At 73.5% G+C, this 14,263-nt stretch carries 13 protein-coding genes; 9 read left to right on the forward strand and 4 right to left on the reverse strand.

Annotation, left to right across the window (positions count from 1 at the left end; genetic code table 11):
• Positions 1 to 29: 29 nt before the first annotated feature.
• From PV682_RS00815 to PV682_RS00825, 3 genes are all read left to right on the forward strand, one after another.
• The gene (locus PV682_RS00815; RefSeq protein WP_319722875.1) at positions 30 to 716 is read left to right on the forward strand and encodes a DUF4142 domain-containing protein; all 687 of its coding nucleotides are present in this window, start codon (positions 30 to 32) and stop codon (positions 714 to 716) included.
• A 129-nt stretch (positions 717 to 845) separates the two neighbouring features.
• Complete coding sequence (locus tag PV682_RS00820; protein ID WP_319722878.1) at positions 846 to 1,628, forward strand: TIGR04222 domain-containing membrane protein; 783 nt, start codon at positions 846 to 848, stop codon at positions 1,626 to 1,628.
• A gap of 401 nt (positions 1,629 to 2,029) precedes the next feature.
• Complete coding sequence (locus tag PV682_RS00825; protein ID WP_319722880.1) at positions 2,030 to 3,826, forward strand: alpha/beta hydrolase; 1,797 nt, start codon at positions 2,030 to 2,032, stop codon at positions 3,824 to 3,826.
• 4 nt (positions 3,827 to 3,830) lie between these two features.
• Here PV682_RS00825 and hemQ read toward each other — a convergent pair whose 3' ends face one another.
• A complete protein-coding gene (gene hemQ, locus PV682_RS00830; RefSeq protein WP_319722882.1) occupies positions 3,831 to 4,562 on the reverse strand; it encodes a hydrogen peroxide-dependent heme synthase in 732 nt (243 codons plus the stop codon).
• A 5-nt stretch (positions 4,563 to 4,567) separates the two neighbouring features.
• On the reverse strand, positions 4,568 to 6,022 hold the full coding sequence (gene hemG, locus PV682_RS00835) for a protoporphyrinogen oxidase (protein ID WP_319722885.1): 1,455 nt from the start codon (positions 6,020 to 6,022) through the stop codon (positions 4,568 to 4,570).
• Positions 6,023 to 6,193: 171 nt separating this feature from the next.
• Between hemG and PV682_RS00840 the strand changes: the two genes are divergently transcribed.
• Positions 6,194 to 7,192 carry a DUF4349 domain-containing protein gene (locus PV682_RS00840; protein ID WP_319722887.1) on the forward strand — a complete coding sequence of 333 codons (999 nt, stop codon included), beginning with the start codon at positions 6,194 to 6,196 and terminating at the stop codon, positions 7,190 to 7,192.
• 69 nt (positions 7,193 to 7,261) lie between these two features.
• Positions 7,262 to 8,641 carry an FAD-dependent oxidoreductase gene (locus tag PV682_RS00845; protein ID WP_319722888.1) on the forward strand — a complete coding sequence of 460 codons (1,380 nt, stop codon included), beginning with the start codon at positions 7,262 to 7,264 and terminating at the stop codon, positions 8,639 to 8,641.
• Here PV682_RS00845 and PV682_RS00850 read toward each other — a convergent pair.
• On the reverse strand, positions 8,638 to 8,898 hold the full coding sequence (locus PV682_RS00850; RefSeq protein WP_055722640.1) for a hypothetical protein: 261 nt from the start codon (positions 8,896 to 8,898) through the stop codon (positions 8,638 to 8,640). The genes PV682_RS00845 and PV682_RS00850 overlap by 4 nt on opposite strands.
• A 124-nt stretch (positions 8,899 to 9,022) precedes the next feature.
• Between PV682_RS00850 and PV682_RS00855 the strand changes: the two genes are divergently transcribed.
• On the forward strand, positions 9,023 to 9,835 hold the full coding sequence (locus PV682_RS00855; RefSeq protein WP_319722892.1) for a rhomboid family intramembrane serine protease: 813 nt from the start codon (positions 9,023 to 9,025) through the stop codon (positions 9,833 to 9,835).
• A gap of 4 nt (positions 9,836 to 9,839) precedes the next feature.
• Here PV682_RS00855 and hemE read toward each other — a convergent pair whose 3' ends face one another.
• A complete protein-coding gene (hemE, locus tag PV682_RS00860) occupies positions 9,840 to 10,907 on the reverse strand; it encodes a uroporphyrinogen decarboxylase (RefSeq protein ID WP_319722894.1) in 1,068 nt (355 codons plus the stop codon).
• A 141-nt stretch (positions 10,908 to 11,048) separates the two neighbouring features.
• On the opposite strand from hemE, the gene PV682_RS00865 reads away from it, so the two are divergent.
• The 3 genes from PV682_RS00865 (at position 11,049) to PV682_RS00875 (ending at position 14,194) form a co-directional block, all read left to right on the forward strand.
• On the forward strand, positions 11,049 to 11,702 hold the full coding sequence (locus PV682_RS00865) for a DUF3000 domain-containing protein (protein WP_319722896.1): 654 nt from the start codon (positions 11,049 to 11,051) through the stop codon (positions 11,700 to 11,702).
• 233 nt (positions 11,703 to 11,935) lie between these two features.
• Positions 11,936 to 12,598 carry a response regulator transcription factor gene (locus PV682_RS00870; protein ID WP_319722898.1) on the forward strand — a complete coding sequence of 221 codons (663 nt, stop codon included), beginning with the start codon at positions 11,936 to 11,938 and terminating at the stop codon, positions 12,596 to 12,598.
• 306 nt (positions 12,599 to 12,904) lie between these two features.
• Positions 12,905 to 14,194 carry a ribonuclease D gene (locus PV682_RS00875; RefSeq protein WP_319722900.1) on the forward strand — a complete coding sequence of 430 codons (1,290 nt, stop codon included), beginning with the start codon at positions 12,905 to 12,907 and terminating at the stop codon, positions 14,192 to 14,194.
• The last annotated feature ends 69 nt before the right edge of the window (positions 14,195 to 14,263 follow it).

The raw sequence follows: 14,263 nt of genomic DNA on the forward strand, positions 1-14,263 counted from the left end.
GAAGTGCGGTGCCACACCCGGGAGGCACCATGCGAGCGCGCCGTCAGGAGAGCTGGGGGAGGAACCTCCTCAGCGGAACCGGCGTCATCATCGTCGGCCTCACCCTGACGATCGCGGCGCTGGCGTTCCCGCTCTGGTCGTACGCGGACCGTCAGGACACGGGCGGCGACGGCCCGAGCCTGCTGAACGCGCAGACCGTGCGGACGCAGTACGGCCCGCTGTCCGCGCTGGACCGGGACTTCATCGAGAAGGTGCGGCTCGCGGGCCTGTGGGAGATCCCGGCGGGCAGACAGGCGCGGCAGAAGGGCACGACGGCGGCCGTACGGACGGCGGGCGAGCACCTCGTGGAGGGCCACACGTTCCTGGACGAGCGGGTGCGCACGGTGGCGGCCCGCCTGGACCTCACCCTCCCGGACCGCCCGACGGACCAACAGCAGGGCTGGCTGAGGGAGTTGGACGAGGCCCAGGGCACGGGCTACGACTGGAAGTTCGCGAACGTCCTGCGCCTCGCGCACGGCAGGATCTTCTCGGTCGTCGCCCAGGTCCGCGCGAGCACCCGCAACTCCCTGGTCCGTGACCTCGCGGACGACGCCAACGCGACGGTCCTGGACCACATCAAGATCCTGGAGGCGACGGGGTACGTGGACTTCGACGCGCTGGCCCGGGACCTGGCGACGAACTCGCCGCCTCCGCTGACGGTCCCGGTCAACCCGTAGCGCTCAGGGGCCTCTTGGGCATCAGCGCCCCCGACTCCCGGTAAGCGGAACGTCACATACCCACAACGCTCCGTCCGTATCGTGAACAAAGCATGGCGGTACCACGGGAATCTGGCATAGAAACACGGCATGTTCTGGGTGCTTCTGCTGGTCCTGGCCTGGGCGGTCGCGGTCGCGGCGTGCACACGCCTGTGCCTGGCCGCCGTGCGCGCGGCGGCCGTCGGGACGACCGCGGCGCGCGCCGCCGAGACCGCCGAGTACACCGCCCCGGCACACGGCCTGACGCTGTACGAGGCGGCGTTCCTGTCCGGCGGCCCCGCCCGGGTCGCGGACCTGACGCTGGTGTCGATGGCCAGCGACCACCGCCTGCTGCTCGCCCACACCGGCTGGGCGACCGTCGTCGACCCGCACGGCCGGGACGAGCTGGAGCGGTCGGTGCTGGGCGCGATCGGCCCGGAGGGCCAGTCCCCGATCGCACCGGTCCGCGCCCGCGCGGCGACCGGCGACGCGGTACGGGGTCTCGCGGACCGTCTGGTGAGCGCGGGGCTGGCGATGCCGGACGGGGCGCGGACGACGGTGGCGGCGGGCCTGCGCGGAGTCCGTGCCGCCGCGACGGCCGTCCTCGTCCTGGGCGGCCTGGCGCTGCTGCTCCCCGCGCCGAACGTCCCGCACGCCCTGGTCGCCCTCTGGTTCGCGCTCCCCCTGGCCCTGACGCTGAGCTGCCTGGCGATGGCCCGCGTGGAGATCCCCCCGTACACCCGCTGGGCCTCCCCCGCGGGCCTGCGCCTCCTGGACACGCTGGCCCAGGACCGCACGTACCTCACCTCGGTGGCGGTCCACGGCATCCGCGCCCTGAACGAACCGAACCTGCGGGCGGCGTTCACGCGGGGAACGCATCCCTGGCACGAGTAACCAGGGCGGCACTCCCTCACGGGCCGCACCTACGGCGCAAGTGACCGCAGCGGCATTCCCGCCCAGGCGCGCCCTCCCCTCCGAGAGACCCCGGCGCGCGAGCGCCCCCGCGGCGGGGCTGCCTGGGAGGCGGCCTCGTCCGAGAGAGACCCCGGCGCGCGAATACCCCCGGCGGGGGCGCATCATGGCATTGGCGCGGCGGACCACGCCTGCGGCACGAGTGACCGCAGCGGCGTTCCCGCCCAGGCGCGCCCTCCCCTCCGAGAGACCCCGGCGCGCGAATGCCCCCGGCGGGGGCGCATCGGGGCATTGGCGCCGACACCCGCCCGCCGGTGCTTGCCTTCCGCCACTCCCGGCCCCAAACATCCCTTTTGTCGCCGCCGTGCACCGAAGGGACCCCGATGCGAGCCGCCGCCCTCCACTCGGCCGCAGGAGCCCTGCTCCTGACCGCCCTCGTCGCAACCCCGGCAGGAGGCACCCCCGCAACCACCCCGAACTCCCCCACACCTCTCGGCCTCTCCACCCTCCCCAGCCTCACCACACCCCCCGGCTCGCCCACCACCCCCGGCCTTGACACGGCCCTCGGCTCCCCTACGACCCCCGGCCTCTCCCCAGCCCCCGGCCGCCCCGTGTACCCCGGCTCCCCCACGGCCCCCTACCCCGGCTCCCCCGCCACCCCTGGCTCTCCAGAGCTACGCGGCACCTCCCTCGCCGCGGCCCGTGCCGCTGCGAAGGGGCTCGACTTCGGTGCCTGTCCGGGCGCGGAGGACCTCCCCGGCAGCATGAAGTGCGCGACCGTGGAGGTACCCCTGGACTACGCCCGCCCCGACGGCGCCCGTATCCCGCTCACGGTCAGCCGGGTCGAGGCGACCCACCGGGACCCCGGCAACAGCAAGCGCCGTGTACCCCGTCAGGGTGCCCTGGTCTACAACCCGGGCGGGCCCGGCGGCTCGGGCCTGTACTTCCCGCTGATCGGCCTGGTCCCGGAGTGGAAGCGGATCGCCGCCGCGTACGACCTGGTCGGCTACGACCCGCGCGGGGTGGGCCGCAGCGCGCCGCTGTCCTGCCAGGACCCGAAGAACTTCGTCAAGGCCCCGTCGATGTCGCCGACGCACCCGTCGGAGTCGTACAAACGTGAACGCGTCGCCCAGGCACGCGCGTACGCGCGCGGGTGCGCCGACCGCTCCGGCGACGCCCTGCGCCACTACCACTCGCTGAACAACGCCCGCGACCTGGAGGTCGTCCGCGCGGCGCTCGGCGAGAAGGGCCTGACGTTCATGGGCGCGTCGTACGGCACGTACTTCGGCGCCCTGTACGCGTCGATGTTCCCGGGCCACGTCCGCCGCATGGTGTTCGACTCGGTCGTGAACCCGGACCCGTCCCGGATCTGGTACCGCAACAACCTCGCCCAGTCCCTGGCGTTCGAGAGCCGCTGGACGGACGTCCGCGAGTGGATCGCGAAGCACGACGCCGTGTACGGCCTCGGCGACACCCCGGAAGCCGTCCTGCGCAGCTACGAGCGCGCCCGCGCGCAGCTCGCGGCGGAACCTGCGGGCGGGGTCGTGGGCCCCGGCCAGTTGCAGCGGGCGTTCCTCCAGACCGCGTACTACGACGACTACTGGCCGCACCGCGCGCGGGCGCTGTCGGAGTACCTGAAGGGCAGGCCGCAGCAGCTGATCGCGCAGGCGGGCCCGGTGCGAGAGTTCGCGGCGGAGGCGGAGAACGCGAACGCCGTCTACACGGCCGTGGAGTGCAACGACGCGCCCTGGCCGACGAGTTGGCGGACCTGGGACCGGGACAACACGCGCATCGCGCGGGTCGCCCCGTTCGAGACGTGGGACAACGCGTGGACGAACCTGCCGTGCGCGTTCTGGACGGCCCCCCGCCAGCGCCCGCTGGACGTCCGTACGGCCCCCGGCGAGCTGCCGCCGACCCTCATCCTGGCCGCCGAGCGGGACGCGGCGACGCCGTACGAGGGTGCGCTGGAGCTGCGGCGCAGGCTCGCGGGGTCGGTGCTGGTGACGGAGCGGGACGCGGGCAGCCACGGCATCGGCGGAGCCTCGAACGCGTGCGTCAACCGGCACCTGGAGGCGTACCTCCTGACGGGCCGTCTCCCGGGCCGCCGGGCGGCGTGCGCGCCGCACGCCGAGCCGAGGCCGGCGGACCGCCTGCGCGAGGCGGCCCGTCGGCTGCGGTGAGGCCTTACGCGAGACCCGCGACCAGTTCGCTCACGGACTTGCGGCGGCCCGTGTAGAACGGCACCTCCTCGCGCACGTGCATCCGCGCCTCGGAGGCGCGCAGGTGGCGCATGAGGTCGACGATGCGGTACAGCTCGTCGGCCTCGAAGGCGAGGATCCACTCGTAGTCGCCGAGAGAGAACGAGGCGACCGTGTTGGCGCGCACGTCCGGGAAGCCGCGGGCCATCTTGCCGTGGTCGGCGAGCATGCGGCGGCGGTCCTCGTCGGGCAGCAGGTACCAGTCGTAGGAGCGCACGAAGGGGTACACGCTGACGTACTCGCGCGGGGTCTCGTCGGCGAGGAACGCGGGGATGTGCGAGCGGTTGAACTCGGCGGGGCGGTGCAGCGCCATGTTCGACCAGACCGGCGTGAGCGCGCGGCCGAGCTTGGTGCGGCGGAAGAGGTTGTACGCCTCCTGGAGCTGGTCGCTGGTCTCCGCGTGCCACCAGATCATCAGGTCGGCGTCGGCGCGCAGGCCGGAGACGTCGTAGGTGCCGCGCACGGTGACGTCCTTCGCGGCGAGCTGGTCGAACAGCTCCTGGACCTCGTCGGCGTAGCCCGCGCGGTCCTCGGGGAGGACGTCCTTCAGCTGGAAGACGGACCACAGGGTGTAGCGGATGACCTCGTTGAGGTCCTTGGCCAGCTTGCCCTTGTTGGGGATCCTGCCGGGCTCGGTGGTGGGGGCGTTCTCGCTCATGTCCGTCATTCTCCCGCTCCCCCGTGCAGACTCTGCACCGGGTTCGCCGCCAGCTCCCGCACGGCGCTCAGGTCGCCGCCGATCTGGTCGACGGCCGCGTTGGCGCTGGCGATGCAGGCGGGGATGCCGACGCCGTCGTACTGGGCGCCGCAGACCGCGAGGCCCGGGAGTTTCGCGACGTGTTCGCGGATGCGGGCCACGCGCGCGTGGTGGCCGACGGGGTACTGCGGGAGGCCGTCGGTCCAGCGGATCACGCGGGTCTCCAGCGGGGTCGCGTCGAGGCCGGTCGCCTCGCGCAGGTCGTGGCGGGAGAGGTCGGTGAGGGCGGCGTCGTCGCGCTGGAGGATCTCCGTCTCGCCGTAGCGGCCGAGCGAGGTGCGCAGGACCAGGACGTCCGGGTCCTGGTCGGCGACCCAGGCCCATTTCTGCGAGGAGAACGTGGACGCCTTGATGCTGTGCCCGTCGACCGGCGGGACGAGGAACCCGCTGCCCGCCGGGAGCCCGGCGTCCGCGCGCCGGTAGGCGAGGGTGACCAGGGCCATCGACGCGTACTCGATCGCGCGCAGTTCGGCGGCGGCGCCCGGCGACTCGTCGGCGAGCAGCGCGGCGGCGACGGGGGCGGGTACGGCGACGACGACGGCGTCCGCGCGCAGTTCGCGGTCCCCCGCGGTCACCCGCCACCCGTCGGCGTCCCGGCGCAGCTCCCGCGCGGGCGTGCCGGTGAGGATCTCGCCCCCGCGCGCGCGGACGGCGTCGGCGACGGCGAGCGGCAGGCTCCCGATGCCGCCCTCGATGCCCGTGAACACCGGGCCCGTCTGCTGATTGGCGGCCATCTTGGCCTGGAGTTCGCGCACGCCCTCGGTGAGCGAGGTGTGGGCCTTGGCGATCTGGAAGAGCTGCGGGACGGCCGCGCGCATCGAGATGCGGTACGCGTCGCCCGCGTACACCCCTCCCAGCATGGGTTCGACGAGCCGGTCGACGACCTCGCGCCCGAGCCGCTCCGCGACGTACGCGCCGACCGCGACGTCCTCTCCGACCTCCGTGCGCGGCAGGTCGCTGTCGCGGCCGATGCGGGCGAGGCCCTCCTCGGAGAGGACGCCCGCGAGGGCCTCGGCGGCGCCGGGGACGCCCATCACGTGCCCCTTGGGCATCGGGCGCAGGGCGCCGCGGGTCCAGATCGAGGCGGTGGCCGTGGCGGGCGGCTGGAGGCGGCCTTCGAGGCCCACCTCGCGCGCGAGGGCGACGCCCTCGGGGCGGCGGGCCAGCATGGACTCGGCGCCGAAGTCGGTGCGCACACCGGCGATCTCGCCCGGCAGGAGCTTGCCGCCGACCCGGTCCGCCGCGTCGAGCACGGTCACCCGCGCCCCGCGCTCCAGCAGCCGGTGGGCCGCGGCCAGACCCGCGATCCCGGCTCCGATGACGACGACCTGCCCTGTACCGCCCGTACCTGCTGCGCTCATGGATCCAGCCTCTCAGACCCGACTGACAACGCTTCCCTCGCGGTGTGGCCGGGGCGCGTCCCGAACGTGACCTCTTCGGAACCCGGATACGCCAACGTCGAAGCGGGTCCGCGCGTCGAAGGAACGTCCGTCGACGCGCCGCGTCTTCACACCACTCGGGGGGATCTCCACATGCCCGCACGCAGATCCGCACACGCTCTCGCCGCGTTCCTCGCGGCCGTCGCCCTCGCACTCGCCGGGTGCAGTGCCGGCGGCGAAGCCGGTTCGACGTCCCAGGACAAGGCCGCCGTCAAGGAAGGCGCCGCCAGGGAGGACGCCGGCGCCGCGCCCGGGGCCACCGGTTCGGGCCCGTCCGGCGCCAAGGCGTCCACGCCGCCCAAGGCCGCCGCGAGCCACATCATCCGCACCGCCACGGTCAGCGTCCAGGTCGAGGACGTCGCCAAGGCCCTGGACGCCGCCCGCACGGCCGCCGTGGACGCGGGCGGCTACGTCGGTGACGAGACCACCACACGCGACGAGGAGGACGCCGAGCACACGGAGGTCGTCCTGCGCGTCCCCGTGGAGCGCTACGACGCCGTCCTGAGCGCGCTCCAGGGCACCGGGAAGCTCCTGGAGCGGACGTCGAAGGCCGAGGACGTCACCGACCAGGTCGTGGACGTCGCGAGCCGCGTCCAGTCGCAGCGGGCGAGCGTCGCGCGCGTGCGCGAGCTGATGGACCGGGCGACGTCCCTGAGCGACGTCGTCAGCCTGGAGGGCGAGCTGAGCCGCCGCCAGGCCGACCTGGAGTCGCTGCTGGCCCAGCAGGCGTCCCTGAAGGACCGCACGAGCCTCGCCACGATCACCCTGACGCTGTCCCGAACGCCCCCGAAGGCGCCCGAGAAGGCCGACGACGACCCCGGCGTCCTGGACGCCCTCTCCGGCGGCTGGGACGCCTTCGTGACGGCGCTGCGCTGGATCGTGATGGTGCTGGCGGCGATCCTGCCGTTCCTGCTGGCGGCTGCGGTCCTGGCGATCGTGTGGTGGCGGGTGGTCCGCCCCCGGCGCACACCCCGCCCGGCGGCCACGACCCCCGCGTTCGTCTCCGGCTTCCCGCAGACACGCCCCGGCACCGCTCCCGCCCCGGAGCGGCCCGAGGAGGGCGGCGAGGGCGAGAAGACCGAGCGCCCCTGAGCCGTCGCAGTCCTGCGCGCGGGCGCACGGGCCGACGCGTCCCCCCGACCACCCCCGTAGCGTTGCCGCATGAGCATCAGCGCACGGCACCGGCTGGTCGTGATCGGCGGGGACGCCGCGGGCATGTCCGCGGCGTCCCAGGCCCGGCGGGCGAAGTCCCCCGGCGAACTGGAGATCGTCGCCTTCGAGCGGGGCCACTTCACCTCGTACTCGGCGTGCGGCATCCCGTACTGGGTCGGCGGCGCCGTCCAAGGCCGCGACGACCTCATCGCGCGTACCCCCGAGGAGCACCGCGCGCGGGACATCGACCTGCGCCTGCGCACGGAGGTCACCGAGATCGACGTCTCCGGCCGGCGCGTGCGCGCGCGGGACGTCGATTCCGGCGCCGAGTCCTGGACGCCGTACGACCGGCTGGTGATCGCGACCGGCGCGCGCCCGGTGCGGCCGGACATCCCCGGCATCGGCGCGCGGGGCGTGCACGGGGTACAGACCCTGGACGACGGCCAGGCGCTGATCGACACGCTGTCCCGCGCGCGGGGGCGGCGCGCGGTGGTCGTCGGCGCCGGGTACATCGGCGTCGAGATGGCGGAGGCCCTGGTCGACCGGGGTTTCGAAGTGACGGTCGTCAACCGGGGCCGCGAGCCGATGTCGACGCTCGACCCGGACATGGGCCGGCTGGTGCACCGGGCGATGGAGGGGCTCGGCATCAGGATGGTCGACGACGCCGAGGTGACCGCTCTGCGCGCGGACGCGGAGGGGCGGGTGAGCGCGGTGGTCACGGCGGACGCCGAGTTCCCGGCGGACGTCGTCGTCCTGGGCATCGGGGTCCGCCCGGAGACGTCCCTCGCGCGGGCGGCGGGACTCCCATTGGGCGAGCACGGCGGGCTGCTGACGGACGACCACATGCGGGTGCGCGGGCACGAGGACGTGTGGGCGGGCGGCGACTGCGTGGAGGTCTGGGACCTCGTCTCGGGGCGGGAGCGGTACGTCCCGCTGGGCACGCACGCCAACAAGCACGGGCAGGTCATCGGGACCAACGTGACGGGTGGCGACGCGGTGTTCCCGGGGGTCGTCGGAACGGCCGTCAGCAAGGTGTGCGACCTGGAGATCGCCCGGACCGGGCTGCGCGAGAAGGACGCCGTGCGCGCGGGGCTGTCGTACGAGACCGTCACGATCGAGTCGACGTCCCGGGCGGGCTACTACCCGGGCGCTGCACCCCTGACGGTCAAGATGCTCGCGGAACGCCTGAGCGGCCGTCTGCTGGGCGTTCAGATCGTCGGTGGGGAGGGAGCCGCCAAGCGGGTCGACATCGCCGCTGTGGCGCTCACAGCGGGCATGACGGTGCGTCGGATGACGACCCTGGACCTGGGCTACGCGCCGCCGTTCAGCCCGGTGTGGGATCCGGTGCTGGTGGCGGCGCGCAAGGCGGCCCAGAAGGTGGCCGGTTAGGCGGTGCCGGTGAGGCGCGGCAGGGCGGAGACGGCCGCCGCCTGCTCGACGGGCTTCGCGTGGGTGGCGGTGGCCTGGCGGGTGCGCAGGCGGTGGCCGACCGCCTCGTCGAGGGTCACGGGCCGGCCGGTCTGGGCGGCGAGGCGCCCCGCCTCCTGGCCGAGACGGGCCACGTCCTCCCAGGGGAGCCGGATCACGAGAGAGAGTTCGGCCTCGCCGTCGGGCAGGGCGTGCATGGGGGTGACTCGGTCGTTCATCGCCTGTTCCTCACGTCGTCTCCGCGAGCGCCTTCCCCACGCCGCGGGTGCTTGCCGGTTCATACGCACGCGCGCCGGGCGGCGTTCACCGGTTCGCGCGGCTCATCGCGGGAAGTAGTCCCTCGTGGTCATCCCCGTCCATGACGTGAACCCTGTGCGCCGTACGCCCGTGGTGACGTACGCGCTGATCGCCGCGAACGTGCTCGTCTTCCTGTGGATGCCGGGCCTGGCGGGCTCGGTGAAGGGCGACAGCACCCTGGTGCAGACGTGCCATCTGCACGCCTTCCTCGACCAGTGGGCGGCCGTCCCGCGCGAGCTGATCCACCAGCAGATGCCGACGCTGGTGGCGACCGGCGACGTCCGCGCGGGCGCCTGTCTGGCCGGTCCGCCGGACTACGACAAGTCGCCCGTGCTGAGCGTGTTCACGGCGATGTTCCTGCACGGCGGGTGGCTGCACCTGCTGGGCAACATGCTGTTCCTGCTGATCTTCGGCAACAACATCGAGGACCGCATGGGGCACGTGCGGTTCGCGCTGTTCTATGTGATCTGCGGCTACGCGGCGTCCTACGGCTTCGCCCTGCTCAACGCCGACTCCACCGACCCCCTGATCGGCGCCTCGGGGGCCATCGCGGGTGTCCTGGGCGCCTATCTGGTGCTGTATCCGAAGGCGCGCGTGTGGGTGCTGGTGCCGTTCCTGGTGTTCCTGCCGCTGCGCCTGCCCGCGTGGCTGGTGCTGGGCTTCTGGTTCGGGCTCCAGGCGTTCTACTCGGCCGGCGAGGGCGTCTCCTCGGCGGGGACGGTGGCCTACGCGGCGCACGTCGTCGGTTTCGTGGCCGGAATGCTGCTGGCCTGGCCGCTCAAGCGGAACACGATCCCGCCCCCGGAGCCGCGCGGCCTGCTGTTCGGCAGGCGCGCGCGACCCCGGCACTCCTGGTGACGGCCTAGGCCGCCGTCTGCGTGTGGACGTACTCCGCGAGCCGCGTGAGCGCGTCCGGGTCGGTCTTCGGCATCACGCCGTGGCCGAGGTTGAAGACGTGCCCCTCCAGGCCCGCGGCGGCGTCGAGGACCTCGCGCGCCTTGGTCTCGACGACCTCGGTGCCGGCGAACAGGACCGTCGGGTCGAAGTTGCCCTGGAGCGCCTTGCCGGGGCCGATGCGGCGGGCGGCCTCGTCGAGCGGGACGCGCCAGTCGACGCCCACCACGTCCGCGCCGGCCTCGCCCATGAGGCCGAGGAGTTCGCCGGTGCCGACGCCGAAGTGGATGCGCGGGACGCCGTACCCGGCGACCGCGTCGAAGACCTTCGCCGAGGCCCCCATGACGGAGCGGCGGTAGTCGGCCGGGGAGAGCGCGCCCGCCCAGGAGTCGAAGAGCTGGACGGCGGAGGCACCCGCCTCGATCTGGACCTTGAGGAACGCGGCCGTGATGTCGGCGAGGCGGTCGAGGAGGTCGGCCCACAGCTCGGGGTCGCCGTACATCATCGCCTTGGCGTTCTCGTACGTGCGCGAGGGGCCGCCCTCGACGAGGTAGCTGGCGAGCGTGAAGGGGGCGCCGGCGAAGCCGATCAGGGGTGTGGCGCCGAGTTCGGCGGTGAGCAGGCCGACCGCCTCGGTGACGTACGAGACGTCCTCGGGGGTGAGGTCGCGCAGCTGCGCGAGGTCCTCGCGGGTGCGGATCGGGCGCTCGACGACGGGGCCGACGCCCGGCTTGATGTCGAGGTCGACGCCGATGGCCTTGAGGGGGACGACGATGTCGCTGTAGTAGATCGCCGCGTCCACGTTGTGCCTGCGGACCGGCTGGAGCGTGATCTCCGCGACCAGTTCGGGGCGGGTGCAGGACTCCAGCATCGGGATGCCCGCGCGCACCTTGTGGTACTCGGGGAGCGAACGGCCGGCCTGCCGCATGAACCACACGGGGGTGTGCGGCACGGGTTCGCGCCTGCACGCCTTCAGGAAGGGGCTCTCGTACGTCGCTGTCGGCGGGCGGCCCGCGGGGCTCTCGTTCGCACTCACGACGGAAAGTCTCGCACGCCCCTGTGACAGTCCCTCCCCCGCCTCGTCCGCCGATTGTTCGCCGAGCGCGCACCCGCGCGTGGGCGTGCGCTCGGGTGTCTTGCCCTGCGCGAAGGTCCCGTTCCCCTTACTCTTCCCCGCATGGCTGCGGCTCAGGGACGACTGTCGGACGGCGCGGGGATGGACGACGCGAACGGGGGTGGGCGGGAGGCTCCGGCGGCCTTCCTGGCTGCCGTGGAGGCATTGCGGGCGGCGCGCGTGCGCCCCCAGATCGAGATGGAGCCGACACCGGCGCCGCAGCGGCTCGCGCCGTACGCGTACGCGCTGGAGGCGACCGTCGTGGACGGCGACCAGGATCTCGCGGACGGGCGCCTGGTGCTGCTGCACGATCCGGACGGGCACGACGCGTGGCGCGGAACGTTCCGGCTGGTGACGCTGGTGCGGGCGGAGCTGGAGCCGGAGATGGCGGTGGATCCGCTGCTGCCGGACGTGTGCTGGTCGTGGCTGACGGGCGCGCTCCAGGCGCGCGGGCTGACGTACGGCGAGGCGAGCGGGACCGTCACGCGCGCGGGGTCGCACTACTTCGGCGGGCTGTCCGAGCGTCCGGCGACCTCGCAGATCGAGATCCGGGCCTCCTGGACGCCCCGTACGGGCCTGGGCGGGGTACCGGACGCGGCTGCGCACCTGGCGTCGTGGTGCGACCTCCTGGCGCAGGTGGCGGGGCTTCCGCCGGCCGGTCCGGGGGACGCGTCCGTGGTCACGCTGCCCCAGCGTCGCGGGCCGCAGTCACGCTGATCCAGCCGCGTCTCCCCCGTTCGGGCGCAACTTGGTCATCCTTTTGTCGATACGGCCACTTTCCATCACCCAAGCGCACCCGAGTGAACCGACTCGATCTTCGGATGATCGATCGCATGTCCGAATTGCACGGATTCTTGCTCACTAGATCGTGATCATTTTCTAAAGGACCCCGGGCTCACTGCCGAAGACGACTGTGACCTTGAAGCTCCGCCCCACTTTCAGGAGGCCCGGTGTCCGTTCTCCTTGAGCAACCCGCAAGCCTGGTCGCCTACCGCCCGAACAAGCCCACCGCGATGGTGGTCGTGGCCGACCCGCGCGTCCGCTCCACCGTCACCCGTCACCTCTGGGCGCTCGGTGTCCGCGACGTGATCGAGGCCTCGTCCATCGCGGAGGCTCGTCCGCGCATCGGCAACCCCCGCGACATCTGCGTCGCCGACGTCCACCTCCCCGACGGCTCCGGTCTCACCCTGCTCTCCGAGACCCGCGCCGCGGGCTGGCCCAACGGGCTCGCCCTGTCCGCCGCCGACGACATCGGCGCCGTCCGCAACGCACTCGCCGGCGGCGTCAAGGGGTACGTCGTCACCGGCACCCGGGCCGGCGTCGGCCTGCCCGGCCGGCCCGGCGCCGCCCCCATGGGCGCCTCGGCCGCGCGCATGCACCGCCGCCCTCCGGGTGCCCCGAGCCACCCGGGCGGCTACCGCGAGCTCTCCGGCCGCGAGGTGGAGGTGCTCCGGCTGGTCGCCGAGGGCCAGTCGAACAAGGCGATCGGCGTCTCGATGGGCCTGTCGGCCCTGACCGTCAAGAGCCACCTCGCCCGCATCGCCCGCAAGCTCGGCACGGGCGACCGCGCCGGGATGGTCGCGGTCGCGCTGCGGACCGGAATCATCCACTGACTCCCGTCCACCGTCCCTGACCCCCCGCGATCCATGCGGAACGAGGGACTCCGGCTGGTTTCACACAAAGAATTCAGGCGGAAGCAAGCCCTCCGGACACCCCTCCGCAACCGTCCGTCCACGCCCCGTCCCGACCCGGCCGGAGCCGTGCGTACGGCCGTCCGCACCGCAGCAGGAACCGTTTCTGCCGGTCGTCTCCACCGCGCCCCGCACGGGTCGCACGGCTGACCGGTTTACGCCCCTCCCCCGCCCGTCGACGGAACGTTCCGTCGGCGGGCGGCCTTCTTGCATGGATACCCTTGACAGGTGACCGACGCCCAAGAAACCGCAGCAGCCAGTTCACTGCGAACCACCGGAGGCGCCCCTCCGGACGACGGCGGATCAACTGCTCCGGGGGCGCCGACTCCCTTGCTGGACCCCCGCGAGGGGATTCCGCCCGTGGTCGCCGACGAGGAAGCCCTCGCGGAGGTGATCGCCGCGTTCGCCGCCGGCAGCGGGCCCGTGGCCGTCGACGCGGAGCGGGCCTCCGGTTACCGCTACGGACAGCGGGCCTACCTCGTCCAGCTGCGCCGCGCCGGAGCCGGCACCGCGCTCATCGACCCCGTCGCCTGTCCCGACCTCTCCGCGCTCGGGGACGTCCTCGCCGACACGGAGTGGGTGCTCCACGCCGCGACCCAGGACCTGCCCTGCCTGCGCGAGATAGGCATGATCCCCACGCGGCTCTTCGACACCGAGCTGGCCGGGCGGCTCGCCGGGTTCCCCCGGGTCGGGCTCGGCGCCATGGTCGAGAGCGTCCTCGGGTACGTGCTGGAGAAGGGACACTCCGCCGTCGACTGGTCCACCCGTCCGCTGCCCGAACCCTGGCTGCGGTACGCCGCGCTCGACGTCGAACTCCTCGTCGACCTGCGGGACGCGCTGGAGAAGGAGCTGGACCGGCAGGGGAAGCTGGAGTGGGCCCGGGAGGAGTTCGCCGCGATCGCGGCGGCGCCGCCCGCCGAGCCGCGCAAGGACCCCTGGCGCCGGACGTCCGGGATGCACAAGGTGCGGCGGCGCCGGCAGCTCGCCGTCGTACGGGAGCTGTGGCAGACGCGGGACCGGATCGCCCAGCGGCGGGACGTGTCGCCCGGGAAGGTGCTGGCGGACGCGGCGATCGTCGAAGCGGCGCTGGCCGTGCCGGTCAATGTGCACGCCCTCTCGGCCCTGAACGGGTTCGGGCACCGGATGGGGCGACGGCAGCTCGAACAGTGGCAGGCCGCCGTCGACCGGGCCCGCGCCCTGAGCGAGGCCCAGCTGCCGATGCCGGGGCAGCCCGTCACCGGGCCGCCGCCGCCCCGCGCCTGGGCCGACAAGGACCCCGCCGCCGCGGCGCGGCTGAGTGCGGCTCGTGCGCGGATCTCCACGGTGGCCGAGCAGTTGAACATGCCTCAGGAGAACCTGATCACTCCGGACACGGTGCGGCGGGTCTGCTGGGAGCCGCCGGTCTCCGCCGACGCGGAGGGGGTGGCGGAGGCGCTGGTCGCCCTCGGGGCCCGGCCGTGGCAGGTGGAGCTGGTGACGCCGGTGCTGGTGGAGGCGCTGGGGGCTGATGCCGCCTAGCACTCCGGCCTGACTTCGCGACCTTGTGGCGAAGTCAGGCCGCGCACGGCCAAGGGGCGGCAAAGACAA

The organism is Streptomyces niveiscabiei, assembly GCF_033794345.1.
Lineage (GTDB): Bacteria > Actinomycetota > Actinomycetes > Streptomycetales > Streptomycetaceae > Streptomyces > Streptomyces niveiscabiei.